Origin of the sequence: Flavobacterium coralii, assembly GCF_019891545.1 — a bacterium.
In the GTDB taxonomy this organism is placed as follows: Bacteria; Bacteroidota; Bacteroidia; order Flavobacteriales; family Flavobacteriaceae; genus Flavobacterium; species Flavobacterium coralii.
Genome location: NZ_JAHDIU010000001.1, coordinates 225,631 through 252,541, shown reverse-complemented (window position 1 = coordinate 252,541; position 26,911 = coordinate 225,631). Strand labels below are relative to the sequence as shown.

Sequence of the window (26,911 nt, the reverse complement as noted above, 5' to 3'; positions counted from 1 at the left end):
GGTTTAAAGGCTTTTATCTTAATAATACTGCCCCTACACCCATATTTTAAGCAACCCGAACAAACAACAACTATTTCTGTTAATTATGCGCATTATACAAGCGCAATAAAAACCTTTAACAAATGTTTGATGCATCAAAAATTATCTACACGATAACTGATGAGGCCCCAATGCTGGCTACCCATTCATTACTTCCAATCATTAAAGCTTTTACCGCACCTGCCGGTATTGCTGTAGAAACACGCGATATATCGCTTGCAGGCAGGATACTTGCAAACTTTCCCGACCATCTAACAGATGAGCAGAAAATTGGTGATGCGCTTGCAGAACTTGGTGAGCTTGCCAAAACACCGGAAGCCAATATTATAAAGCTGCCCAACATCTCGGCATCTGTGCCGCAGCTTAAAGAGGCCATTAAAGAATTACAGTCTCAGGGCTATGCAGTGCCTAACTATCCTGAAGAGCCGAAAACAGATGAAGAAAAAGAGATAAAGGCACGTTATGCAAAAGTGCTTGGTTCGGCTGTAAACCCTGTACTGCGCGAAGGAAACTCTGACCGCAGGGCGCCTAAAGCCGTTAAGAATTATGCAAAGGCACACCCGCACAGCATGGGTGCGTGGTCTTCAGGCTCTAAAACCCACGTTGCGAGTATGGAGCATGGCGACTTTTACGGCAGCGAGAAATCGGCTACCATGCAAAATGCTGATGATGTAAAGATAGAATTCGTTGATAATAACGGTAGTGTAACAGTTTTAAAACAAAGCACTCCATTAAAAGCGGGAGAGGTTATAGATACTTCTGCAATGAGCATAAGCGCTCTTAAAGAGTTTGTTGCCGCACAGGTTGAAGTAGCAAAACAACAGGGCATATTATTTTCAGTGCATCTTAAAGCTACGATGATGAAGGTGTCAGACCCTATTATCTTCGGAGCCATAGTAGAAGTATTCTTTAAAGATGTTTTTGAAAAGTATGACGGGCTTTTCCGCGAGTTGGGTGTAGATACCCGCAACGGGCTTGGCGATGTATATGCAAAAATTGCAGGTACACCACAGGAAGCCGAAGTTAAAGCTGCGTTGGATGCCGCCATGCAAAATGGCCCTGCCATAGCTATGGTAAACTCTGATAAGGGTATTACTAACCTGCACGTTCCGTCTGATGTTATTGTGGATGCCTCTATGCCTGCCATGATACGCACATCCGGCCAGATGTGGAATGCACAGGGCAAACAGCAGGATACACTTGCAGTAATACCGGACAGGTGTTATGCCGGTGTTTATACTGCCACTATAGATTTTTGTAAAGAAAACGGCGCTTTTGATCCTGCCACAATGGGCAGCGTGCCAAACGTTGGGCTTATGGCTCAAAAAGCGGAAGAGTACGGCTCTCACGACAAAACCTTCCAGCTTAAGAGCGAAGGAACGGTTAGGGTGATAAACCAGGCCGGAGAAACTGTAATGGAGCAGAAAGTTGGCGCCGGAGATATTTTCAGGATGTGCCAGACGAAAGATGCACCAATCCGCGACTGGGTTAAGCTTGCCGTTAACAGGGCTAAGCTAAGCGATACCCCGGCAGTATTCTGGCTTGATGAGCACAGGGCGCATGACAGGGAAATAATCGCGAAAGTTAATGAATACCTTAAAGAGTATGACCTTACAGGTGTTGACATAAGGATTATGAACCCTGTTGAGGCTACAAACTTCACTCTGGAAAGAATTAAAAACGGACAGGATACCATATCAGTTACCGGTAACGTGCTAAGGGATTACCTTACTGACCTTTTCCCGATACTCGAACTTGGTACTTCAGCAAAAATGCTTTCTATTGTTCCGTTGATGAACGGTGGCGGCCTGTTTGAAACAGGTGCGGGAGGCTCTGCGCCAAAGCACATAGAGCAGTTTATCGAAGAAGGTTACCTGCGTTGGGATTCTTTAGGCGAATTCCTTGCACTTGGCGTTTCATTAGAGCATCTGGGGCAGACATTCGGAAACGAAAAAGCACTTGTGCTTTCTGAAACACTTGACCAGGCAAATGAAAAGTTCCTTGAAAATGATAAATCGCCTGCACGCAGGCTGGGTGGTATAGATAACAGGGGTTCGCATTTTTACCTTGCACTGTACTGGGCGCAGGCACTGGCAGCGCAGGATAAGGATACTGAACTGAAAAACACTTTTACACCAATAGCAGAGGCGCTCACGGCTAACGAGGCTAAAATAAACCAGGAACTTATTGATGCCCAAGGCAAACCTCAGGACATAGGTGGCTATTACCACCCGGAAGAAGAAAAAACTTTTGCCGCGATGAGGCCAAGCACAACGCTTAACGAAATACTTGCAAAACTAAATTAACAGAAAAGCTGCCCCGCGAGGCAGCTTTTTTATTGCACACATTTTATAATTTAATCATGCTAAGGATGAAATATAAAGTAGGTATTGGTTTGTTAAAAAAACATTAAATACTGTAACATGATACAATAAGAGTCGTCTAAAATACGTTCACAAGAGCCGTAAAAGCTTTTGTGCTTTTATATATAATTTGTTCAAACATCAATCAAATCAAAACAAACACATTCCAATCATGATTTTACCCTTGCGGAATTACCTTACGGTAATAGCTTTGTTGCTGTTTGCTTTTGCAAATGCACAGCAAAAGTTTACCATCAGCGGCACCATATCCGATGCCTCAAGCAACGAGACCCTGATAGGTGCATCTATTTACATTCCTGAAGCGAATATTGCAGTAGCCACGAACGAGTATGGTTTTTACTCTATCTCACTTCCTGCCGGTACTTATACCGTTCAGGTAAGCTTTGTCAGCTTCGGTACACTACAGGAAACAATAGAGCTTAACCAGGATATTCGTAGAAACTTTTCCCTCAATCCGGGCGAAGAACTTAATGAAGTGGTTATTACAGAAAACGTTAACAGGGCCAACATCAAAAAACCCGAGATGAGCGTTAACAAACTTTCTATACAGGAAATAAAAAAAATGCCTGTAGTGCTTGGCGAAGTAGATGTACTTAAGTCCATCCTGCAACTGCCGGGCGTTACCAATGCAGGCGAAGGCTCTTCGGGGTTTAACGTGCGCGGTGGCGCTGCCGACCAGAACCTTATATTGCTTGACGAAGCCACAATATTCAACTCTTCCCACCTTTTCGGGTTTTTCTCCGTTTTTAATTCAGATGCTATTAAAGACCTGAAGCTTTATAAAGGCGGCATACCGGCACGTTATGGCGGCAGGGTATCATCTGTATTGGATATTTACCAAAAAGAAGGTAACAGCAACGAATTCCACATGAACGGCGGTATAGGCGTTATATCAAGCAGGCTTCTTGCCGAAGGCCCTATTGTAAAAGGCAAAAGTTCATTTCTTGTGGGTGGGCGCGCTTCTTATGCGCACCTGTTCCTTAAGCTGGCAGATAATGAGAACTCAGCTTATTTTTATGACCTTAACACCAAACTAAGCTATAAGCTTAATGACAACAACAGCCTCTACCTGTCAGGCTATTTTGGTCGTGACCTGTTTAATATCAGCGACAACTTTAATAACATATACGGTAACTCTTTTGTTAACCTGAGGTGGAACCACCTGTTCAACGAAAAGCTGTTTGCTAACCTGTCTATGATTTACAGCGATTACTACTACGGCCTGGAACTTGATTTTATAGGGTTAAACTGGGATTCAGGCATTAAGAACTTCAACCTGAAGTACGATTTAAAGCACTATATATCTGATAAATTCAAACTTAGCTACGGCTTAAATGCGCTGTATTATGATTTTAATCCGGGAGAGGTAACACCATCAGATGAAAGCTCATCTGTTAATCCTGAAAAGCTCGACAAAAAATATGCTTTTGAGCCTGCATTGTATATCGATGCAGAACACGAACTTTCTGAAACGGTTTCGGTAAACTATGGCTTAAGGTACAGTATGTTTTACAGGCTGGGTTCTCAAACCCTTAACCTGTATGCCAATAACCAGCCGGTTACTTATGATGAGAACCTGAAAATTTACGAAAAGGCCGACCCGATAGGCACACAGCGTTATGGCAGTGGCGAAACCATTGCTGATTTTAACAACCTTGAGCCACGTGCAGCCATATCATTTAAAATAGATGATAACCAGTCGGTAAAGGCAAGCTATAACCGCATGGCGCAGTATTTGCACCTTATATCGAACACAGCATCGCCTACCCCGCTTGATGTTTGGGCGCCCAGCGGCAAATACATAAAACCGCAGTTGCTAGACCAGGTTGCGGTGGGCTACTTCAGGAACTTCAGTAACGATGCTTACACGCTTGAGGTTGAATCATTTTATAAAAAGATACAGAACAGGATTGACTATATAGACGGCGCCGACCTTATTGCCAACAACGCCATAGAGCAGGTAATACTTAACGGTCGCGCCCGCGCCTACGGACTTGAGATGCTTATCCGTAAAAATGAAGGCAAGCTTACAGGCTGGATATCTTATACCCTTTCGCGCTCTGAGCAGCAGACACCGGGCCGCACATCTACAGAAACAGGTATTAATAACGGCGAATGGTATAAAACCGGTTATGACAAGCTGCACAACCTATCCATTACAAGTTCTTATGAGCTTGACAATAAATGGTCTTTCGGGGCAATATTTGCATTACAGTCGGGACAGCCGGTAACCTACCCTAACGGGCAGTATGTATATGGCGACATTGTTGTACCAAGTTTTGGGCAACGTAACGAAGAACGCCTTCCGGCTTACCACCACCTTGATGTATCGGCTACCTATACTCCTGAACCAGAAAAGAAAAAAGGATGGCAGGGCGAATGGGTGTTCAGCATCTATAACCTGTACAACAGGAGAAACGCAGCCTCTATCACCTTCAGGCAAAATGAAGACTCGGGTGCCAACGAGGCGGTAAGGCTAAGTATATTCGGTATAATTCCGAGTGTAACCTATAACTTCAGGTTTTAATACATAATTCTAACATCATCATGAAAAATATAAAGTTTTTACTTCTTATACTCATAACTGCTTTTGCTGCGTCCTGCGAAGATGTGGTAGATGTAGATTTAAATACCGCGCCACCACGCCTGGTGGTAGATGCCTCTATTAACTGGGTTAAAGGTACCGATGGCACAACACAAAGCATAAAGCTGACTACTACAACAGGCTATTATTATGAAGAAGAAATTCCTGTGGCAAGCGGCGCTGTTGTACAGGTAACCAACAGCACGGGTACAATTTTTAATTTTGCCGAAGAACCCGGCACAGGGATATATACCTGTACCAACTTTGAACCTGTAATAGGCGAAAGCTATACGCTGAATATTACGTGGCAGGAGCAGCAATATACGGCAACAGAAACGCTTTATGCAGTGCCGGATATAACAGACATTGTACAGGAAAATGATGCAGGTTTTTTTGGTGAAGACATAGAAGTCCGCATAAAGTGGATGGATAACGGTGCCGAAGACAATTTTTATATGGTACGTTTTGATACAGAAGTACTTCCTTTTCCTGATTATGATGTGCTTGACGATGAATTTTTCCAGGGTAATGAAATGTTTAATTTTATTTGGAATGAAGATTTTGAAGCAGGCCAGAATGTAGGCATAAAGTTTTACGGAATATCTGAAAAGCATTTTAACTACATGAACATCCTGATAAGCATTGCCGAAGGCGGTTCGGGCGGAGGTCCTTTCCAGACACCTCCTGTTACCGTGAGGGGTAACGTTATTAACACTACAAATGAGGATAATTATCCGTTGGGTTACTTCCGCCTTTCTGAAGTGGTTGAAACCAATTATACCATACAATAATCGGCACTGTATTTGAGGCAGTTAGTCAAACAACTGCTATGAAAAAGAACTACTTTACTTTGATAATACTTATGGCAGGCCTGCTTTTTACCGCATGCGAAGATGTGGTAGATGTAGGCCTTCCTTCTTCAGAGCCGCGCCTTGTGGTTGATGCCTCCATCAATTGGCATAAAGGCGATTCGGGTAACTGGCAACTTGTAAAGCTTACTACATCTACAAATTATTATGCCACCGAAATACCTGCGGTGCAGGGTGCCAATGTGTATATTCGTTCACAAAGCGGCAACTTTTATGAGTTTACAGAAATAGGCCCCGACAGCCCGGGGTTTTATGCCTGCGAAAACTTTCAGCCTGTAATTGGTGAAACGTACACACTACATATTGGTTATGATGATAATCATTATGCTGCTACAGAAACCCTTATGCCGGTGCCTGATTTACAGTATGCAGAACAGACAGAGGATGGTTTTTTAGAAGGCCAGCAGGTAATAAGAGCATATTTTGATGACCCTCCCGGTATAGAGAATTATTATATGCATGGCTTTTTCCGTGATGAAAAAGGGCCGCAATATGCCGTTTTTGACGATAATTTTACAGATGGTAATAACTCCAATACCGTACGTATTTTTGATAACCTGCGCAGGGGTGAATTGCTAAACATAAGGCTTTTTGGCATTTCAGAAAGATACTTCGACTACATGAGTAAAATTTTCACTACAACCTCCGAAGGGAATATAGGGCCGTTTCAGGTTGCCCCGGCACAATTGAGAGGAAATATCATCAACGTAAATAACCCCGACAATTATGCTTACGGATACTTCCGCTTATCCGAAGTATCATCTTTAGAATATATAGTGCAATAGTATTTTGTATTTTTACAGCTAAAAGATATACATGTCTTCACACCATATTGTACGCGACGATCAGGAGCCTGCCTTAATTATTGCCAACGGAGCCGAATGCAGCCGCGAATTGATGGGCCAGTTGCTGGAATGGTCGCCTCTGGTTATAGTGCTGGACAGCGCTATGCACCGCGTTGTTGAACTGGGCATTAAAGTAGATGTACTGCTTGGCGACTTTGACAGGGATTTTAACCCCGAGCAGTTTTTGAGCCTGCAATACCCGTTGGAAATTGTGCACACCCCCGACCAGGATAAAACCGACCTTGAAAAAGCTTTTGAGTATTTAATAAACCGTGGATTTCCTGCCGTAAATGTTATATGGGCTACCGGTAAACGTGCCGACCACACCATAACCAATATTACCAATATTGTGCGCTTTCGCGATAAGCTAAAAATAGTGGTGCTTGACGACCATAGTAAAATTTTCCTGCTGCCGCAAAAATACCAAAAGTGGTACCCCGCAGGTACTCCCCTTTCGTTGATACCAATAGGCAAAGTATCGGGCATACACAGCAAAAACCTTAAATATGAACTGGCGGATGATGAGCTTACCATAGGCTACCGCACCGGCAGTAGCAACGAAGCTCTTAATGACGGAATGGTGATTATAGAACACCGCGAAGGCGATCTGCTGCTAATGGAATGTTTTGATTAGATTAAGCCCCCTAAACCCCAAAGAAGGAATTACCAATTTAAAACTGACATAATTAATTTCGGACTCCGGACATCCCACACCCGACTTTGTTTTAATAGGCACCAAGTATTCATTATCTTTGTAGTAAAGCTAAGAAAATGAAATTTCAGGTAGTAAGTGATTATAAACCTACGGGCGATCAGCCACAGGCAATAAAACAACTAAGTGCAGGCTTAAAGTCGGGCGAAAAGTACCAGACACTTTTAGGTGTAACAGGTTCCGGTAAAACGTTTACAATGGCCAATGTTATACAAGAGGTGCAACGGCCAACGCTGGTACTGGCGCATAACAAAACACTGGCGGCACAGCTATACAGCGAGTTCAAGCAATTTTTCCCGAATAATGCCGTTGAGTATTTTGTTTCGTATTACGACTACTACCAGCCCGAAGCCTATATACCCGTAACGGGGCTTTATATAGAAAAAGACCTTTCTATTAACGAGGAGCTTGAAAAAATGCGTCTCAGCACTACCTCTTCCCTGCTTTCGGGCAGGCGCGATGTGTTAGTAGTAGCTTCCGTATCGTGCCTTTACGGTATCGGTAACCCTGTAGAGTTCCAAAAAAATGTGGTATCTGTAGAACGCGACCAGGTAATAAGCCGCACCAAGCTGTTGCACCGCCTTGTACAGAGCCTGTACAGCCGAACCGAAGCCGATTTTACACCCGGTACTTTCCGTATTAAGGGTGACACGGTAGAGGTGTTCCCCAGCTATGCCGATGAGCCTTTCCGCATCCACTTTTTTGGTGATGAAATTGAAGAAATTGAAGCTTTCGATGCCAAAACAAGCCAGGTACTGGAAAAGTATGACCGCCTTAACATCTATCCTGCCAATATGTTCGTTACCAGCCCCGATGTGCTTCAGGGTGCAATTTGGGAAATACAACAGGATTTGGTTAAGCAGGTAGATTATTTTAAGGAAATAGGCAAACATCTTGAAGCAAAGCGGCTTGAGGAACGTACTAACTTTGATCTCGAAATGATTCGCGAACTGGGTTATTGCAGCGGTATCGAGAACTACTCCCGATACCTTGACCGAAGGCTGCCCGGCACGCGCCCGTTCTGCCTGTTGGATTACTTCCCGAAAGACTACCTGATGGTGATAGACGAAAGCCACGTTACCGTGAGCCAGGTGCACGCTATGTATGGCGGCGACCGTTCGCGTAAGGAAAACCTTGTGGAGTATGGCTTCCGACTGCCGGCTGCGATGGATAACCGCCCGCTGAAGTTTGAAGAATTTGAGGCATTGCAAAACCAGGTGGTATATGTAAGTGCCACCCCTGCCGATTATGAAATGCAAAAATGTGGCGGCGTTTATGTAGAGCAGGTAATACGCCCCACCGGGCTGCTTGACCCTGTTATAGAAATACGCCCGAGCTTGAACCAGATAGACGACCTTATAGAAGAAATACAGCAGCGCGTGGAGCTTGACGAGCGTGTACTGGTAACAACGCTTACCAAACGCATGGCAGAAGAGCTTGCCAAATACCTCACAAAAGTATCGATACGCTGCCGTTACATTCACAGTGAGGTGGATACGCTGGAACGTGTGGAGATTATGCAGGATTTACGCAAAGGGCTTTTTGATGTGCTGATAGGCGTTAACCTGTTGCGTGAAGGGCTCGACCTGCCGGAAGTATCGCTCGTAGCGATACTGGATGCCGACAAAGAAGGCTTTTTACGAAGCAACCGCTCACTCATACAAACGGTAGGACGAGCCGCGCGTAACGTAAACGGTAAGGCTATTATGTATGCCGACAAGATTACCGACAGTATGCAGCGCACGATAGACGAAACCAATTACCGCCGCGAAAAGCAGCACAATTATAACGTGCAGCATGGCATTACACCGCAGGCGCTGAACAAGAAGATTGAAAGCGCACTATCGCGCAGCCCGATTAGCGATTACCATTATGATAATACTGTAAAAGCGGCAGCAGAACCTGATACTGCGTACATGGCAAAAGGCGATATAGAAAAGCTGATACGCGAGAAGCGCAAAAGCATGGAGAAAGCCGCCAAAGAACTGGACTTTTTACAGGCTGCCAAACTAAGGGATGAAATTAAGGTATTGCAGGAGAAGGTTTAGATTATTTTTTTTTAATTAACCTTAAAAATTATTGTTATGAGTATTAGTAGTAAACTTAAAATATCATTCGCTGCCTTAATAAATATATTTATGGTGGCAGGCTGTAAATTTAATGATAAAGAGAAAAAACCTGATATTGTAAATGATAAGGCAGGTGAAACAACAAACAAATATAATGCGCTCAGGCAACAGGCATTTACTGTAACAACCGAAAATCTTGGTATCACATTGAAAGATTCATTAGAAGTATATGGGCTTATAATGGATTGGGGTATAGATGATGAAGTTGCTACTGTAGTTAGTTACGCATCTGGAGATGCGAGTTTATACTTAAGTTCCGGAGGTGGTATAATTGGTGGAGGCTCCCATGAAAATATCGATGTGGCCGCTAAAGGACTGGTTTATGAAGCCAATCATTATCTGAAGGGTAATGATACAACGGTTGAAAAATTTGCTTTGCCGGGTAAAGATGAGGTCTTTTTCTACTTTATTACTCAAAAAGGTGTGTATATGAAACATGATAACATGACAAACCTTGAAAACAGAACATCCGAAGTACAATTTCTTTTTGATAAAGGAAATATTGTTTTAGAGCAACTCAGGTTGATAGGTGATAATTATTAGTTTTTCAATCAATTCTTATACGAACTAATCCTTACAAGTAAGTTCCAAATACCAATAACGGCTAAGGACTTTATATTTACCCACTTTTCACTATCTTGCTAAGGCAAACTAAACCTTGTGTGGAATGAAACCAGTTTTCCGTTTTCTGTTACTTTTACTGCTCATAGCCCCTGCCCTTCCCGTATTGGCTCAGGCTGACTCAATAAAGCAGGCTGATTCCGTTAACACTGCCGGCATCCGTAATTATAAACTGCAGCTTGAAACGCTGGAGCAGCAACGCCTTGCCGATTCGGTTAAAAAAGTACAGCTACAGCAGCAACTGCAATCGTTACAAACTACAGATAACCTTAAAAAAGAGCAGCTACAGCAACAGCTAGAAGCGCTTAACAGCCGCGAGGCACAACGCATTGCCGATAAAAAAGCACGTATTGATTCGCTAAGGGCTACGGCTAAAGGCTATCCCGTTACCGGCTTTTTTAAAGATACGCTCTTTACCATATACAGCAAACTGGGCAGCTTTTCCGCCCGCGACAGGGCCAATGCCATAAGCGAGCGCATACAGGTACTGGGAGACGATTACCTCTTTAGCGGTGATTCGCTTAAAGTAGTGCCTTCAGAAAATACGTTTGATGTTATGGCGGGCGAAACGATAATAGTAAGCGTTTCTGAAAATGACGCCCTTTGGAATGATACCGGAACCGAAGCACTGGCGCAGGCTTACAGGAAAATTATAAGCGATGCCATAACCCACTATAAAAAAGAAACCAGCTTTATTACGCTCGCGAAGGAAATTGGCCTTGCCATACTGGTTATATTGCTATTGGTACTCATTATAAGGCTTTGTAACAAACTTTTTAGGTGGACTGCATTAAAGATATACAGCCAGGAGGGAAAGCGTATTAAAGGCATTAATATAAAGAATTATAACCTGTTTGATGCAGGCAGGCAAATACAATTGCTGCTAATGCTGAATACAGTAGTAAAGTGGTTTGTCATTCTTCTGCTTATTTACATTGCGCTGCCTATACTCTTCGGAATCTTCCCGTGGACGCAGAATTTTGCCGAAACACTTTTCAGCTATATCCTGTCGCCTGTCAAAAAGATAACCTTCGGGCTGTGGAACTACCTGCCCAACCTGATAACCATTATTGTAATAGTTTTTGTTTTCAGGTACGTGCTTAAGTTTGCCCGCTTCCTTAAAAACGAAATCGCAAGCGGCGACCTCACCATTAACGGCTTTTACCCTGACTGGGCCAACCCAACTTTCCAGATAGTAAGGGTATTGATTATAGCTTTTATGCTGGTACTTATATACCCTTACCTGCCCGGCAGCGACTCGCCGATATTCCAGGGCATATCGGTGTTTCTCGGGTTCCTGTTTACATTTGGGTCAATGGGCTCGCTGTCAAATGTTATTGCAGGATTGGTACTTACCTACATGCGGCTTTTCAAGATAAACGACAGGGTTAAAATAGGCGATGTAGTGGGCGATGTAATAGAAAAGTCCTTGCTTGTTACACGGGTGCGTACTATTAAAAATGAGATTATTAGCATTCCCAACTCAACGGTTATGAACAGCCACACCATCAACTACAGCAGCGATACTGCCGAGCGCGGGCTTATACTTCATACCACCGTAACACTGGGGTATGATATTCCGTGGCAGGATGTTTATAGAGCGCTAACCACAGCAGCCGACAGGACACCGTTACTTTTAAAAGAGCCGAAGCCATTTGTGCTGCAAACCAGCCTGGACGATTTTTATGTGTCCTACCAGCTTAACGCCTATACCAAAGATGCCAATAAGCAGGCTGTCATTTACAGCGACCTCCACCAAAACATACAGGACTGCTGCAACGAGGCAGGTATAGAAATACTTTCGCCGCACTACCGTGCCGCACGCGATGGTAATATGACAACCATACCTGCCGATTATCTTGATAAAGATTATAAAGCGCCGTCTTTTAATGTAAAGATGGATAAGGATGAATAGCAACACAAAAATTAAGTACATATTATTGTTGCTTTTCGCGTTTGGCACTATTGGTTCGCAAATAAAAATGGGAGATTATACCGATGGTGTTGCCTCTCTTGCAGGTACAGTAGGACTATTTTTCCTTCTTACTGTAATCGTCATTATTGCCTTATTAAAGAATATGTATGATAAGTACAAGTACAATCAACGTTTTAAGCCCGAGCCACTAATAATCTGGATAGTTACACTATTCACTACTATCTTCCTGATGAGTTTTGATGATGGTAAATTTTTCGCAAAAAAGATTGCGGAGTGTAGTGTTCAAAATCCAACCAAACGTATGGGTATGCTTACACTTTACGACGATGGTGAGTTTTATGCTAAAATTGTTCATCACGAGATTGTTGAGTGTTATAACGGTAATTACACTATCGGCCTTGACACCCTTAGACTTAACCGAAGTGATATTGTATCAGTTACCGATAGCACTTTTAGCAAAGTTTATTTTGTAGACCGGCAGAACTGTTATCTTATTTCAAAGTCAACGAGTGATTCGCTTAAGATTGATACAGATTCATTTTGCAAATCAGTCAAATGAAAGTTAAAGCATTTCCTATTTGCACGGTGATTCTTTAACTTCATCTTATGAAACAAAAAGACCCTGAAAAAGGAAAAGTAATAGAACTGCACCTTGATGCGCCACAACTGCATGCAGACAAAACAATATGGGTGTACCTGCCCTTTGGCTATGATAAATCAGATAAGCACTACCCTGTTATCTACATGCATGACGGGCAAAATGTTTTTGACCATGCAGAAAGCTACAAACGCGAATGGCACGTAGAAGAAAAACTGAACAACCTGCACAGCGAGGCTATAGTTGTAGGTATTGAGCATGGCGGAAGTGTGCACCGCATAGACGAACTTACTCCATACAAAAACGAAGCCTATGGCGGGGGCCATGCTGATGACTACCTTAATTTTTTAATCAACATGCTCAAACCGCATATTGACAGTACGTATCGTACCATGCCTGAAAGTGAACACACTACTATTTTTGGCAGCTCTGTTGGAGGACTCATTTCATTTTATGCGCTTTTAAAGCACCCTGAAGTATTTGGCAGTGCAGGAGTATTCTCGCCATCATTTTGGTTCAGCGAGGAAATTTATAAGCTGATACAAGATACTAATACTATAAGCGGACGCATTTACTTTATGGCAGGCGACCACGAAAGCAAAGATATGTTGCCCGATCTTGAACGTATGGAAAAGCTTGTACTGGAGCGCGTGCAGGATAAAGAGCAGGTTTATAAAAAAATAGTGCGCAACGGCAGGCACAACGAAAAGTCGTGGCGCAAACAGTTTGCCGATGCTTACCTGTGGCTCATGCAAAACGAGATAAGTAACAGCTAAAACACTAACTATGGACGAAACTCTAAACGATATACTATACAACCCTGTTGTAGGCAAAGTGGTTTTCCTGGCATTAGGTATAGGTATTATATGGTTTATCATCAGGCTTATACAGCGTAATCTTTTCTCAAAAATAAAGCAGAACGATAACCGTTACCGTGCCCGCAAGTTTTCGCACTTTTTAGGCTACGTGCTCACCATTATACTCATTACAATTGTTTTTAGCGATAAGCTTGGCGGTGTCACAGTTGCTTTTGGGGTGGCAGGCGCAGGTATTGCCTTTGCTTTGCAGGAGGTTATTGCCTCTTTTGCCGGGTGGCTTGCCATAATGTTCGGAGGCTTCTATAAAACTGGCGACAGGGTACAGCTTGGCGGTATAAGAGGTGATGTTATGGATATAGGCGTTCTGCGCACCACACTTATGGAAACCGGGCAATGGGTAGATGGCGACCTGTATAACGGGCGTATTGTTTTAATAGCCAACAGCTTTGTTTTTAAAGAACCTGTTTTTAATTATTCGGGCGATTTCCCTTTCCTGTGGGATGAGGTAAAAATACCGGTACAGTATGGCAGTGATTATGATAAGGCAAAGCAGATATTACTTAAGGCAGGGCTTGCTATAGCAGGTGGGCTTTCTGATGAATCGCACGAAAGGTGGATGGAGTTGCAACGCAAATACAGGCTTGAAGATGCCCAGACCGACCCTATGGTCTCTATAATAGCCAATGATAACTGGGTTGAGTTTACACTGCGGTATGTAGTAGATTATAAAAGGAGAAGGGCTACAAAAACAGATATGTTCACTTTTATACTTAAAGAGGTTGATGCCACCAATGGAGAGGTAAAATTTGCATCGGCTACCTTCCAGCTTGTAGAGCCTTCAGACCTGAATGTGCATATAAGAAACAGAGATTTTCCGCAGCAAAATTAGTTATGCTGCGCACGGAAAAGCGCCAAAAGTATATCAGGGTCTATAAGCCCTGAAGGCGATTTTTGCATTTCTGCAAGTACGCTGCGCATGGCAAAGGGGCTTAATCCCATGTTAACACCCATTTCCCTTATGGCTATCTGCTCGTTTTCATGCAACACACCGTCGGCATGCATTAAAAGCGCCAGCCTGTAAAACTGCAAAATACGCTGGTGTTCCGATTTTATTATCACTTTTTCAGCTTTGTGCGTAAAAAGATTTTCAAAATCACTTTTATCGACATTAAGCTGCGAAGCAACAATACAAAGAAACTGGTGTTCCCGCTCATGCACCTGCCCGTCAATCTGGGCAAACGCAATCATTTCTGAAAGCAGGCTTAATTTTTCTTCATACGTGCTCATGATAATTTGTATTTTTAGCTAATTTATCTTTTTAAAGTTAAAAATCAAAGTTATTTATATGCGCCTTCTGATTTTGTTATTAACATTTGCAGCTTTCGGCAACATAAGTGAACAGCCTTTAGCAAACGGTACAATCACTAAAATTACCTTACAGTCACCACAACTAAATGCAGAAAGAGGCATTTATATCTACCTCCCACACAATTACTATAGCAGCAATAAAAAATACCCGGTAATTTATATGCACGATGCACAAAACCTGTTTGATGACGAAACAGCGTTTGCAGGAGAGTGGCGCGTAGATGAAACACTCGACAGCCTGAAGGCACAGGTAATTGTTGTGGGTATTATGCACGGTAATGAGACCCGGCTAAAAGAACTCACGCCCTACCCCAACCCTGAATATGGTGGTGGCGAAGCAGATAATTACGTTGATTTTTTAGTGCATACAGTTAAGCCTTATGTAGACACTACCTACAGGGTAAAGACAGGCCGCAGGCATACCTATATCTTCGGCAGCTCACTCGGGGGGCTGTTATCTTATTATGCCCTGATAAAATATCCTGAAGTTTTTGCAGGAGCAGGTATATTCTCGCCTTCTTTTTGGTTTACTGATGATATATATCGCCTGACAGAGAACACAAAAAAGATGGACGCCAAACTATACTTTATGGCAGGCGACAGCGAAAGTGAGCAAATGGTAAGTGATGTTGAAAGAATGATAAAACTGCTGAAGCGGAAGGTAAACGGCAAAAACATAAAGCTGAAAATTATACCGGGCGGTAAGCACAACGAAGCCCTGTGGAGCAAACAATTTGCAGAAGCTTACCTATGGCTGATACAGGGCGGGTAATATTAGCTACCTTTGCAAAAAGACGAATATGAACAACAACGATATTTTTAAAAAGCTGCGTGTTGCTTTACAGCTCAGGGACGACCAGATTGTAGAAATACTTCAACTTGCAGATTTCCGTATTTCCAAAGCTGAACTCGGAGCTTTTTTCCGTAATGCAGACCACCCAAATTACATGGAGTGCGGTGACCAGGTGTTGCGTAACTTTTTAAACGGGCTTATTATACACCTGAGGGGTACAAAGGAAAATCCTAAAAATCCGCAGGAAATACTGGCTAAAAACAAAGCTGCAATCAAAACATCTTCTGCTACAACAGAAAAACCATCTGCGCCTAAAGGCCAAACAGCAAGTAAGGCACCATCAAAAGGCAAAACCTTTAAACCTAAAAAACAGGAGCCTGTAGTACAAAAGGTAAAGTTTAATAATGGTAAGAATAAAAAATTGTAAAACCGTTGCATAAACTGGATAACATTAACTATTTAAAGTCAGGTAATACTGTACAGCAAAAAGCCTACAGGATATTGACGACTTATAGTGTTATGCATTATTTACAAAATTTCACACCGGTACTTGCAGGTACTATTCCTTTAGAAATAAATATCGACAGCAGCGACCTTGATATTGTTTGTTATTGGCAAGATAAAGAATTGTTTATAAATACTGTCAGTCACTACTTCTCATTATATAAAAATTTTAATTTGCGTGAAGCTGACATTAACGGACACGCTTCTGTCATAGCTAACTTTGTTATAGAAGATTTCGAAATTGAAATTTTCGGGCAGAATATTCCCGTTACCGGGCAATATGGTTATCGGCACATGATAATTGAATATGACATACTGCAACAAAAAGGCAGCGACTTTAAAAACAGCATCATCAAGCTCAAAAAGCAAGGCTACAAAACAGAACCTGCATTTGCCCACTTACTCGGGCTCAAAAGCGATAATCCTTATGAAGCCTTGTTACGTTATGAGTCTGATAAAAAACAGTAGCAGTTTTTAACAGATATATAAAAACCTCCTAAAATAATGTTAACTAACACTTTGTTAAACAAGCGTTAAGACGTGGTTTTGTAATTTTGAAGGTAACCGTTCCGCTAATTCTCAGCGGCAAAACACCTTACATGAAAATCATTACAGTATCTTACAGGCTACCACTATCTATAAAAAAACAGAAACAAAAAGTAAAAATTACACAAAGTGCCGGAGGGCTTGCTACGGCAGTACTTTCTTATTCAGAAAAAAGCAATGTGAACCTTACCTGGGTTGGTGTTGCCGACTTTGACAAAACTACATGGGAAGAAAACAAAGATAAATACGATAAGAATTTTGACATTGAGCCTGTTTTTTTAGACAAGCAGCTTAACCGCCAGTTCTATAATGTGTTCAGTAATTCGGTGCTATGGGCGCTTTTTCATTACTTCCCGTCTTTTGTGGAATATACCGACTATGGGTTTGAAGCATACAAAGCCGCAAACGAAATTGTTGCCGAAAAAATAAACAGTATTTACGAACCGGGCGATATTGTCTGGATTCACGACTATCACTTTTTAGGACTGCCAAAGCTGGTAAGGGAATATCATCCTGATGCCAAAATAGGTTTCTTCCTGCACATACCGTTCCCTAATTTTGAGATATTCAGGATACTGCCTAACAAGGCCAAGCGTTACATCTTAGAGGGAATACTGGGTAGTAATGTGGCAGGCTTCCATACATGGGACAACACCATTCACTTTACAGAATGTGTAGAAAAAATACTGGGCATACCGCATAAAAATTTCCTCTTCAGCCAGGATTCACACCGCACCAAAGCGGGCTCCTTCCCTATCAGCATCGATTTTAATAAGTTTTACGACGCTTTCGACAGAGAAAGGGTTGTTACCCTTCGCGATGAAATTAAAGAGCTGTATGGCGATAAAAAGATCATATTTTCAGTTGACAGGCTCGACTATACCAAGGGTATAACCAACAGGCTGAATGCTTTTGAGAAATTCCTGCAAAAATATCCTGAATGGAAAGAAAAAGTAGTATTCCTGCTGGTGCTGGTACCATCGAGGGAAGAGATAAAGAAGTACGGCGAGCGTAAACGAATGATAGAGCTTAACATAGGCCGCATTAACGGTAATATGGGCAACTATAAATGGACACCTATTGTGTACCAGTACCAATCGGTTGATTTTGATAAGCTGATAGCACTTTATACAAGTGCCGATGTAGCGCTTATATCGCCTGTGCGCGACGGAATGAACCTTGTAGCAAAAGAGTATGTGGCATCAAGAAAAGACCTGCGTGGGGCGCTTATTTTAAGCAGTATGGCAGGTGCAGCGAAAGAACTTAAGGAAGCTATCACAATAAACCCGTTTGATGCCGAAATGATAGCCGACAAGCTTTATTACTCCCTGAACATGGAAGAAGAAGAACAGGCACGAAGGCTGGAACGCATGCAGCGTTACCTGCAAAAGCATGATGTTTTCAGGTGGGCGTCACGGTTTCTGGAAGAAACGGAAGAAATACACAAACGCGACAGCAAAGCTAAGACTTTAAGCGGCGATGAACGAAATATACTTTTGCAAAAGTTTGAAGCTTCAGAAAAAAGGCTGCTGCTGCTTGATTTTGACGGCACACTGGTAAACCTGCAGGCAAGGCCGGAAATGGCAGTACCGGGTCAGGATGTGCTGGAAACGCTGGCACACCTTTCGGCAGACCCTAAAAATGAGGTATGGATAGTAAGCGGGCGTAACAGGGAGTTCCTTCAGGAACATTTGGGGCACCTTAACATTGGAATGATTGCCGAGCACGGCGGCTATATTAAAAATACAGAATGGGAACCCGTAATTGCCGGCACACCGGAATGGAAAGAGCAGGTTATTGACATTATGCAGGACTATGTAGCTACCAATGTTGAAAGCTTTGTAGAGGTTAAAGAGTTTGGTGTGGCATGGCACTACCGCAATGTAGATGAAAAGCAGGGCTTTAACGCCAGCCGCGAGTTGTTAATGCTGCTCAAGAACCACATGCACAACACACCGACACAGATTATTGACGGCAACAAAGTGATAGAGGTAAAACACTATATGGCGCATAAAGGCACTACCTGCAAGAATAACGTTCTGTGCGGTGAGCATGATTTTGTAATTGCCTTTGGCGATGATAAAACAGACGAAGACCTTTTTGAATTGCTTACAGGCGAAAATGAATATTCTGTAAAAGTGGGTAAAGGCAATACTGCCGCTAAATACAGGCTGGAGAGTGTTGAGGAAGTACTGGGCTTTTTAAAAGAGCTCGAAAAGAGCTTAGAATTTGAAAAATGAAGGTAAAAATTCAATAATGTCAAACAGAAACTCAATAATGAAGCTGAAGCATTCATCAATAAAACGTGAGCATTTTCGATAAATATTCTTTTTCATAGTTATTTAATCCAACAGTATAAAAAACGAAAAAGCCCTCGCAAAATTGTGAGGGCTTTCCTGTATTTTAGAATATTATTGTATTAGCTCAAAGCAGCTTTTACCTGGTCTGCAGCTTCCTGGAATAAGGTAGCTGAAAGGATAGGCATGCCTGAATTATCTATAAGTTCTTTTGCTATTTCGGCATTTGTACCCTGTAAACGTACAATAATCGGCACTTTAATAGAATCACCCATGTTCTTGTATGCGTCAACCACACCCTGGGCAACACGGTCGCAACGAACAATACCACCAAAAATATTGATAAGTATGGCTTTTACGTTCGGGTCACGAAGGATGATACGGAAAGCCGTTTCAACCCTTTTTGCATCTGCAGTACCGCCCACATCAAGGAAGTTAGCCGGCTCAAAGCCTGCATACTTAATAAGGTCCATAGTTGCCATGGCAAGTCCGGCACCGTTAACCATACAGCCTACTGTACCATCAAGGTCAACATAGTTAAGCCCAACTTCTTTTGCCTCAACCTCAATCGGGTTTTCTTCACGCACATCGCGCATATCGGCATATTTCTTCTGCCTGTAAAGGGCGTTGTCATCAAGTACTACTTTAGCATCTACGGCAAGTATCTTGTTGTCAGAAGTTTTAAGAACCGGGTTTATCTCGAAAAGAGAAGCATCACTTTCTGTATAAGCTTTGTAAAGCGCGTGTACAAACTGTACCATTTCTTTAAAAGCGTTGCCCGAAAGGCCAAGGTTAAACGCAATCCTCCTTGACTGGAAGCCCTGTAGCCCTATAGCCGGGTCTATTTCTTCTGTAAATATCAGGTGAGGTGTTTTTTCTGCAACTTCCTCTATATCCATACCACCTTCGGTAGAATACATGATCATATTGCGGCCTTTACCCCTGTTAAGAAGTATAGACATATAAAACTCTGAAGTTTCACTTTCTCCGGGATAGTAAACGTCTTCGGCAATAAGTACTTTGTGTACCTTTTTACCTGTAGGGGGAGTTTGCGGCGTAATAAGGTCCATACCTATAATCTGCTCGGCAATCTCTTCTACCTGCTGTAGGTTTTTTGCAAGCTTAACGCCACCGCCTTTACCGCGTCCTCCGGCATGTATCTGTGCCTTAATAACGTGCCACTGGGTACCTGTTTCTGCTGTAAGTTCTTTTGCAGCGGCAACAGCCTCAACAGCATTGTTAGCAACAATACCTTTCTGAACGCGAACGCCATGGCTGGCAAGTATTTCTTTTCCCTGATATTCGTGTAAATTCATAATTAATGCGTTTATCTTATTAAAAGTGGAACAAAAATAGCAAAATACATCCAATGGCTGAAAGTATTTTTAAAAATTTTACTGCTAAAAAGCTATAGATAACAATTACTAAACGCAACCAAACTTTAAGCGCTGCATCTTTATAAATAAAAACCTTAAATCATGAAAACAAAACTTTTCTCCGTTGTGCTGTTTGCCCTTTTGTTTATATCATGCTCTGATGATGACAGAAGGCTACCCTACTCTGGTGAGCCGTTAGAGCCGGCAACATGGCAGCTTGTAAACGTTAGCGGCTCTATAGCCGGTATTGATGACGATTTTGAACCGGGTGCAGTGAAGTGGACTTTTAATACGGATAATACCGTAACCGTAGTAAATAATAATACCGATGAGGCAAAGACTGATTTCTTCGATTCGGGTAATTATACTTACGGATATGTGGAGAATACAGACTCGCCCGAAGCCTGCCAGAATACAATAAAGATCTCCAACATTGATTTTGGATGTGTAAATGTGACAGGAAACACCATGCGCTTTACGCAGCCTTATGCTGATGGTTACATACTGACTTTTGAAAAGATATAAAACATAATTGTTATAAATAAAACATTTTGTTATATTTTGTGAAAGAGTTGTCAGCATCTTGTACCGCAGGATTTTGCTGTTTAATTTTGCTGCAAACAATTAATAATGGAGACTACACATTTATTGCAGCTTGCCGAAGAATTCGGGAGTCCGCTTTATGTATATGATGCTGCAAAAATAGAAGCGCAGTATAACAGGCTAACAACTGCATTTAGCAAAGTAAATGGCCTGCGTATCAATTATGCCGTAAAGGCGCTTAGTAATATATCGGTGCTAAAGTTCCTTAAACAGTTAGGCTCGGGGCTCGATACCGTTTCCATACAGGAAGTACAATTAGGTCTTATGGCAGGCTATGCCCCCGAAAAGATTATATATACACCCAATGGTGTATCTATGGAAGAAATCGAGGAGGTAGCCGCACTTGGTGTTCAGATAAATATAGACAACCTCAGCATCCTTGAACAATTTGGGGCTAAGCATCCGTCAACGCCCGTTTGCATACGTATTAACCCGCACGTAATGGCTGGAGGCAACAGCAACATATCCGTGGGCCATATTGACAGTAAGTTCGGTATATCCATACACCAGATGCCGCACCTGCTGCGCATTGTAGAAAATACAGGTATGCACATAAACGGTATTCATATGCACACAGGCAGCGATATACTGGATATAGAGGTATTTCTATATGCTGCTGAAATACTGTTTAAAGCAGCTTCCAACTTTAAAGAACTGGATTTCATCGACTTTGGAAGCGGCTTTAAAGTACCCTACAAAAAAGACGATATACAAACCAATGTAGAAGAACTGGGCAAAAAGCTGACGAAGCGCTTTAACAGTTTCTGTAAAGAATACGGCCGTGACTTAACCCTGTGCTTTGAGCCCGGTAAATTTCTTGTTAGTGAAGCAGGTTACTTCCTTGCAAGGGTAAACGTGGTTAAGCAAACTACATCTACCGTTTTTGCCGGGATTGACAGTGGCTTTAACCACCTGATTCGCCCAATGCTGTATGGCTCATATCACCATATCGAGAACCTGAGCAACCCTAAAGGCAAAGAACGTTTTTACAGCGTGGTAGGCTATATATGTGAAACCGACACCTTTGGCAGCAACCGCCGCATTGCGGAAATTAAAGAAGGAGATATTTTATGCTTTCGTAATGCCGGTGCATATTGCTTTAGCATGGCAAGCAACTATAATTCGCGTACCCGCCCTGCAGAAGTACTTTGGCTAAACGGCAAAGGCCACCTTATACGCGAAAGGGAAACGTTTGATGATATTATACGCAGGCAGGTAGTGCTCGATTTTGATGCTGTACCTGCACTTGCAGAGTAAATACAATCAGGTTATATATTTACTTTATGAAAACCCGTCATACAGGCGGGTTTTCTTTTTTTGAATTTATTGGTTAGCTTTGCGCTATGCCAAACAAGCCAGTACACTTTACGTTAAGATGGATGAGCCTCTTTATGGCGCTGTACATCCTTAACCTTAGTGTAGATGCTCCTGATGCACATATTCACGCGGTAAAAGACAACCTAAGCATAAACGACCAGGAAAGTGTTATAGAGCTTATTGTTGAAAAAGTACTGGATTTTGACAACGCTATTCCTGAATATGACGATGATGATACCGAAAGCTCATTTAAAAAAGAGAAAAGCAATACTTTTTACCTGATACCTGCCGCTGTCTTTCAAAACAATGGTGGGCACGATTTAGTAATAGGTAAAAAGTTTTATCTTTATATTGAAAACACGGCAGAAAACTGCTTTGAAATACCCTCTCCCCCTCCCGATTTCCTGATATAAATTTTTAGCCTGCGCTGCTAAAGCGCAAAATCATTAATTTATAAATCAGGAAAATCTCATGAAACTTAAACCATTTTTTGGTGGCGTTGCGTTATGCTTTGCCACCCTGCAAACCTTTGCACAAACCGATAATATAACACATAGCGAAGAAAAGCTGCCTGTTAAAGTACTGCACGCAGAGCCACTTTATATCGACCTAATCCGTGACCTTGGGGCACGAAAAGGCGAACGGGAATGGAACGTCGGCCTCGGTCTTACCGACAAAACAACTTATGACGAATATACTGCTTTAGTGGAATATGAATGGGCGCCCGCCGACAGACTGGGGCTCGAAGTGGAGCTTCCGTTCTCGTTTCATTATCCCGTTAGCGGAAGCGATGCTAATGCACCTGGCAACCGCTTACAGAGCTTTAAATTTGCAGGGCAATATTCTTTTTTTGTATCCGATAAGATAAATACATCTATGGCAATTGGGTACATACACGAATTTGAATTGACTGATTTCAGCAGTTATGACAGCGCACAGTTGGTTACAGGTAATGTATATAATCCTTTTTTAGTGATTGCCAAAAGCTGGCCCTATAATCTGCACTCGCTCATTTATACAGGCCCGAGAATAATGCATCATTTTAATCATAATGAAACAGTTACCGATTGGGAGATAAACTCTAACATACATTATATGATTCCCGGTACAAGAAACTTTGTAGGGATAGAGTTTAACAAGGTAATAAACGGCAGTGATTTCGACATGACGATTAGGCCGCAGATGCGCGTCGGCTTTGCCGATAATTTAATGATTGGCATTGTAACTGGCATCCCTGTTAACCGTGAAAACGAACGCTTCAGTTCATTTCTGAGGCTTATATATGAGCCTAAGCATTAAAAGAAAAGGAGCTGTCTCAAAAGTGCTTTTACCAGCATTTTGTCATTCCGACGATAGGAGGAATCTTAACAAAATCAACCACTTAAGATTCTTCACTTTGCTATCGCTTCGTTCAGAATGACACTTTTGAGATAGCCCCTTTAATTACATAGCATCATAAATACTTTTAGCTGCCTTTAGTTTATCAAGTGATGGCTTACCTTCTTTATCTTTTGTCCATGTGTGGTGGGCTATACCAGCGCCACTATAAATACGGGTAGGTTTATAAATACTGCTTACCAAATTTATTGAATCTTTTTCAGCTTTATTTCCAACTATGAAGTAAAAATTTATATCCGAAGAGCTGTGCAACACAAAAAAATGTTTTGAATAACACAGGATTTCAAACTCAGGTAACCGACCTAAATTAATTTCCTTTTCGCTCAGAAATGTATACAGGTGCACACTGCCCTCTCTTTCTAGATAAATATTAAATTCATTTGACGCATTTTTCCAGCATACCGGAGTGCATTTTATATACTTAAATGTGTAATCGCTATTGCCATCGCCCGATGGCATATTGTTCGTTACCTGTGCTTTGCCTGTAAGTGGTAATAAAAATAAAGCAATGAGCAATACCTTGGTTTTCAAAATAATTTTCATATTTGGATGGTTTGTTTCAAATTTAAAAAATGTACAATGAATCTTGCTAAAAAAATTGCTGCAATTTTTATCATTATTATATTAAGTATTATGATTGCTGGCATATACGGAATCTTACACGACCAGATAACGTATAGCATTTCGCCTGAATATTATACAAAATTCAAGTTTATTCAGTTCAGATTATTAGAAGGCAATGATACACCTATCCGAAATCTGCGCCTTTTGGTAGCAGTAACAGGATGGATGGCTACATGGTGGGTCGGGTTTATTATTGGTATTATCCTATCAATGCTGGCATTAAGGCAAAACTTATTGAGAGCAATGATAACAACATCTGTAAAGGCAATACTAATAACTATAGCCGTTGCTATTATCAGTGGTATAGCAGGCTATACTTATGGAAGTATAATTATAATATATCAGCCTGAACCATATGCAGGATGGTATATACCGGAAAGCGTTACAGACATCAACAGCTTTGTAATTGTAGGCAGTATTCATAACTTCAGCTACATGGGCGCACTGGCTGGGCTTATTATAGCTGTATACTTTAATTTCCGGAAAAGGTCGGAACAAAATACATAACCAAGAAATAACAATCCGCAATAAACCTTCTTGGCAGAGTTTATTATATTTGGCAAATAACGAACTTTATAATGGACAGGAGAAAGTTTTTCAGGAACGGCTCGCTTTTTACACTTGGGGCAACCGTTGCAGCGCCTTTTAAAACAACAACAGGGCTATTAGATTTTGATACTACAGGTAAAAACAAAAAAGCTAAAAATATTATATTCCTTGTAAGCGACGGCATGAGCAGCGGTACGCTGAACATGGCCGATTTGTACCTTAGCCGTAAAACCGGTAAAGGTTCTAACTGGCTCCAGCTATATCGCGATAACCGCGTGGCACGTGCCCTTATGGATACTGCTTCGGCGAGTTCTATAGTAACCGATTCGGCTGCGGCAAGTTCGTCCTGGGGTGGCGGTGCAAGGGTTAACAATGGCTCATTAAACGTGGGGCCTAAAGGCGAAAAACACCTGCCGATATGGCAAAAGTTTAAAAAAGCAGGTAAAATGGCAGGCTGTGTTACTACTGTGCCTATTACCCACGCTACACCTGCCGGCTTTTGTGTTAACAGCGACAGCAGGAATGCAATGCCGCAAATTGCAGAAGATTACCTTGAGCTTGGTTTTGATGTGATGATGGGTGGCGGTAATAATTATTTTGATGCTGCCAAACGTAAAGATAAAAAAGACCTGTATGCCGCTTATAAAGCAAAAGGCTGGCAGGTGGTGCGCAGCCGCAACGAAATGATGCAGGCTGAGGCTGGTAAAAAAATACTGGGTGTTTTTGCTGATGAAGGCATGCCTTACAGCCTTGACAGGAAAAGCAACAACGAAACAGAAAAGAAAGTACCTACGCTGGCAGAAATGGCAAAAAAAGCCATAGACCAGATGAAAGGGCATAAAAACGGGTTTGTGCTTCAGGTGGAAGCAGGTAAGGTGGACTGGGGTGCGCATGCTAATGACTTAGGCGCTTTGCTTTATGACCAGCTTGCTTTTGACGAGGCTGTAAAAACTGCAATGGATTTTGCCGAAAAAGATGGTGAGACACTTGTAATTATAACCACCGACCACGGTAACGCCAACCCGGGTATTATTTATGGCAAAGAGGCTAATGATAATTTTGACAACCTGCAAAACTTTACCCAAACCAACGAGTGGGTACTTAACGAAATAAAGCCTGATTTTACAGTTGCCAAAGTAAAGGAAATAATTAAATATGCCAACGCACATACCGTTACCGATGAGCAGGCTAAATTTATTTTAGGCCATTACACAGGCGATTTAGACAAAGAAGACGGGCTTTATAATTATAAAAAATTGCCTTTTAAAGCATTTGCCGAAATGCAGAAAGAATATACCTCTGTAGGTTGGATAAGCATGGATCATTCTGCTGATTATGTAGAGTTGGCTATGTTTGGCCCGGGCAGCGACCTGCTTAAGCCTTTTGTAAAAAATACCGACCTGCATTACCTGATGCTACAAGCCGCAGAAGTGGAAAATAAGTTTTAAATTAAATATTATATATATTTTTAAGCCTGGAATTTCCAGGCTTTTTTTAAACTATGATGTATGAGAAATAAATATGTTGCAGAAGTCTTATGGTTTTGTCTCCCGTTATTAATGACTATTGTCTTTTTAAAATTTGATATATCTGAAGAAAGCACTGTTGATATAAATGTACATGATAGCTACTTCGTGATAAAAAACATAGATATTTTATATACCGGAGCTATCTTTTTAGGTTTTATAATCATGCTGATAAGAGTAATTATATCAGGATTTAAAAACAATTTGAGAAATGTAAACTTTTTAATTTATGCCTCTGCATTTATACTTTTATGGGCTTGGTTTATATCTTTAAATGATATGCTAAATACCCAAGCAAGTTGGACGGTTCATCCTCCTTTAAGCAGAATGCCAAACAAGATCGAGTACAAACCATTTTTTATTGACTCTTCTTACTTATATTTTATTTTAGGTACAATAGTACTACTAACAATATTTACAGGATACAAAACAGGGCTAAATATCACAAAAAAACCTAAGTAATGCTTTTTATAGT

The 26,911-nt window shown here is 41.7% G+C and carries 25 protein-coding genes; 22 read left to right on the top strand and 3 right to left on the bottom strand.

All coding sequences use genetic code 11. The features are described 5' to 3' along the window. Positions 1 to 122: 122 nt before the first annotated feature. From KJK34_RS01205 to KJK34_RS01155, 11 genes are all read left to right on the top strand, one after another. Positions 123 to 2,345 (top strand): NADP-dependent isocitrate dehydrogenase, encoded by a 2,223-nt coding sequence (locus KJK34_RS01205; RefSeq protein ID WP_223052021.1) that lies wholly within the window; start codon positions 123 to 125, stop codon positions 2,343 to 2,345. Positions 2,346 to 2,574: 229 nt separating this feature from the next. After that, entirely contained in the window at positions 2,575 to 4,950 is a 2,376-nt protein-coding gene (locus tag KJK34_RS01200; protein WP_223052020.1) for a TonB-dependent receptor, read from the top strand. Positions 4,951 to 4,970: 20 nt separating this feature from the next. Beyond that, positions 4,971 to 5,798, top strand: coding sequence for a DUF4249 domain-containing protein (locus KJK34_RS01195; RefSeq protein WP_223052019.1), 828 nt, complete (start codon positions 4,971 to 4,973; stop codon positions 5,796 to 5,798). Between the two features lie 38 nt (positions 5,799 to 5,836). Further along, a complete protein-coding gene (locus KJK34_RS01190; protein ID WP_223052018.1) occupies positions 5,837 to 6,661 on the top strand; it encodes a DUF4249 domain-containing protein in 825 nt (274 codons plus the stop codon). 31 nt (positions 6,662 to 6,692) lie between these two features. Further along, positions 6,693 to 7,355: a thiamine diphosphokinase gene (locus KJK34_RS01185; protein WP_223052017.1), complete on the top strand. Its 663-nt coding sequence runs from the start codon at positions 6,693 to 6,695 to the stop codon at positions 7,353 to 7,355. Between the two features lie 137 nt (positions 7,356 to 7,492). Then, positions 7,493 to 9,481 (top strand): excinuclease ABC subunit UvrB, encoded by a 1,989-nt coding sequence (uvrB, locus tag KJK34_RS01180; RefSeq protein ID WP_223052016.1) that lies wholly within the window; start codon positions 7,493 to 7,495, stop codon positions 9,479 to 9,481. Between the two features lie 36 nt (positions 9,482 to 9,517). After that, entirely contained in the window at positions 9,518 to 10,105 is a 588-nt protein-coding gene (locus tag KJK34_RS01175; protein ID WP_223052015.1) for a hypothetical protein, read from the top strand. 124 nt (positions 10,106 to 10,229) lie between these two features. Then, entirely contained in the window at positions 10,230 to 12,098 is a 1,869-nt protein-coding gene (locus KJK34_RS01170) for a mechanosensitive ion channel family protein (protein WP_223052014.1), read from the top strand. Further along, the gene (locus tag KJK34_RS01165; protein ID WP_223052013.1) at positions 12,091 to 12,678 is read left to right on the top strand and encodes a hypothetical protein; all 588 of its coding nucleotides are present in this window, start codon (positions 12,091 to 12,093) and stop codon (positions 12,676 to 12,678) included. Before KJK34_RS01170 ends, KJK34_RS01165 begins: the two co-directional genes overlap by 8 nt. A 47-nt stretch (positions 12,679 to 12,725) precedes the next feature. Next, positions 12,726 to 13,493, top strand: a complete 768-nt coding sequence (locus tag KJK34_RS01160; RefSeq protein WP_223052012.1) for an alpha/beta hydrolase — start codon at positions 12,726 to 12,728, stop codon at positions 13,491 to 13,493. Between the two features lie 10 nt (positions 13,494 to 13,503). Beyond that, positions 13,504 to 14,424 carry a mechanosensitive ion channel family protein gene (locus KJK34_RS01155; protein ID WP_223052011.1) on the top strand — a complete coding sequence of 307 codons (921 nt, stop codon included), beginning with the start codon at positions 13,504 to 13,506 and terminating at the stop codon, positions 14,422 to 14,424. On the opposite strand, the gene KJK34_RS01150 is transcribed toward KJK34_RS01155, so the two are convergent. Continuing rightward, positions 14,421 to 14,822: a TerB family tellurite resistance protein gene (locus KJK34_RS01150; protein WP_223052010.1), complete on the bottom strand. Its 402-nt coding sequence runs from the start codon at positions 14,820 to 14,822 to the stop codon at positions 14,421 to 14,423. The two genes, KJK34_RS01155 and KJK34_RS01150, sit on opposite strands and share 4 nt — an antisense overlap. Positions 14,823 to 14,880: 58 nt before the next feature. Between KJK34_RS01150 and KJK34_RS01145 the strand changes: the two genes are divergently transcribed. The 4 genes from KJK34_RS01145 to KJK34_RS01130 all read left to right on the top strand — a co-directional run bounded on the left by KJK34_RS01145 (position 14,881) and on the right by KJK34_RS01130 (position 18,986). Further along, positions 14,881 to 15,675: an alpha/beta hydrolase gene (locus tag KJK34_RS01145; protein WP_223052009.1), complete on the top strand. Its 795-nt coding sequence runs from the start codon at positions 14,881 to 14,883 to the stop codon at positions 15,673 to 15,675. Between the two features lie 28 nt (positions 15,676 to 15,703). Next, positions 15,704 to 16,123, top strand: coding sequence for a DUF1456 family protein (locus KJK34_RS01140; RefSeq protein ID WP_223052008.1), 420 nt, complete (start codon positions 15,704 to 15,706; stop codon positions 16,121 to 16,123). Positions 16,124 to 16,128: 5 nt separating this feature from the next. Further along, on the top strand, positions 16,129 to 16,668 hold the full coding sequence (locus KJK34_RS01135; protein ID WP_223052007.1) for a DUF4269 domain-containing protein: 540 nt from the start codon (positions 16,129 to 16,131) through the stop codon (positions 16,666 to 16,668). 131 nt (positions 16,669 to 16,799) lie between these two features. Further along, positions 16,800 to 18,986, top strand: coding sequence for a bifunctional alpha,alpha-trehalose-phosphate synthase (UDP-forming)/trehalose-phosphatase (locus KJK34_RS01130; RefSeq protein WP_223052006.1), 2,187 nt, complete (start codon positions 16,800 to 16,802; stop codon positions 18,984 to 18,986). Between the two features lie 179 nt (positions 18,987 to 19,165). Here the strand turns inward: KJK34_RS01130 and sucC are convergent, their stop codons facing one another. Continuing rightward, complete coding sequence (gene sucC, locus KJK34_RS01125) at positions 19,166 to 20,359, bottom strand: ADP-forming succinate--CoA ligase subunit beta (RefSeq protein ID WP_223052005.1); 1,194 nt, start codon at positions 20,357 to 20,359, stop codon at positions 19,166 to 19,168. Between the two features lie 162 nt (positions 20,360 to 20,521). On the opposite strand from sucC, the gene KJK34_RS01120 reads away from it, so the two are divergent. From KJK34_RS01120 to KJK34_RS01105, 4 genes are all read left to right on the top strand, one after another. Continuing rightward, the gene (locus KJK34_RS01120) at positions 20,522 to 20,944 is read left to right on the top strand and encodes a hypothetical protein (RefSeq protein ID WP_223052004.1); all 423 of its coding nucleotides are present in this window, start codon (positions 20,522 to 20,524) and stop codon (positions 20,942 to 20,944) included. Positions 20,945 to 21,049: 105 nt separating this feature from the next. Further along, entirely contained in the window at positions 21,050 to 22,279 is a 1,230-nt protein-coding gene (gene lysA / locus KJK34_RS01115) for a diaminopimelate decarboxylase (RefSeq protein ID WP_223052003.1), read from the top strand. An 86-nt stretch (positions 22,280 to 22,365) separates the two neighbouring features. Then, complete coding sequence (locus KJK34_RS01110; RefSeq protein ID WP_223052002.1) at positions 22,366 to 22,752, top strand: hypothetical protein; 387 nt, start codon at positions 22,366 to 22,368, stop codon at positions 22,750 to 22,752. A gap of 58 nt (positions 22,753 to 22,810) precedes the next feature. Further along, positions 22,811 to 23,638, top strand: coding sequence for an HAEPLYID family protein (locus tag KJK34_RS01105; protein WP_223052001.1), 828 nt, complete (start codon positions 22,811 to 22,813; stop codon positions 23,636 to 23,638). A 144-nt stretch (positions 23,639 to 23,782) separates the two neighbouring features. On the opposite strand, the gene KJK34_RS01100 is transcribed toward KJK34_RS01105, so the two are convergent. Then, complete coding sequence (locus KJK34_RS01100) at positions 23,783 to 24,280, bottom strand: hypothetical protein (protein WP_223052000.1); 498 nt, start codon at positions 24,278 to 24,280, stop codon at positions 23,783 to 23,785. Between the two features lie 36 nt (positions 24,281 to 24,316). Here KJK34_RS01100 and KJK34_RS01095 point away from each other — a divergent pair, with 36 nt between their 5' ends. The 3 genes from KJK34_RS01095 to KJK34_RS01085 all read left to right on the top strand — a co-directional run bounded on the left by KJK34_RS01095 (position 24,317) and on the right by KJK34_RS01085 (position 26,898). Next, on the top strand, positions 24,317 to 24,868 hold the full coding sequence (locus KJK34_RS01095) for a hypothetical protein (protein WP_223051999.1): 552 nt from the start codon (positions 24,317 to 24,319) through the stop codon (positions 24,866 to 24,868). 71 nt (positions 24,869 to 24,939) lie between these two features. After that, entirely contained in the window at positions 24,940 to 26,358 is a 1,419-nt protein-coding gene (locus KJK34_RS01090; protein WP_223051998.1) for an alkaline phosphatase, read from the top strand. A 60-nt stretch (positions 26,359 to 26,418) separates the two neighbouring features. Further along, on the top strand, positions 26,419 to 26,898 hold the full coding sequence (locus KJK34_RS01085) for a hypothetical protein (protein ID WP_223051997.1): 480 nt from the start codon (positions 26,419 to 26,421) through the stop codon (positions 26,896 to 26,898). Positions 26,899 to 26,911: the final 13 nt, after the last annotated feature.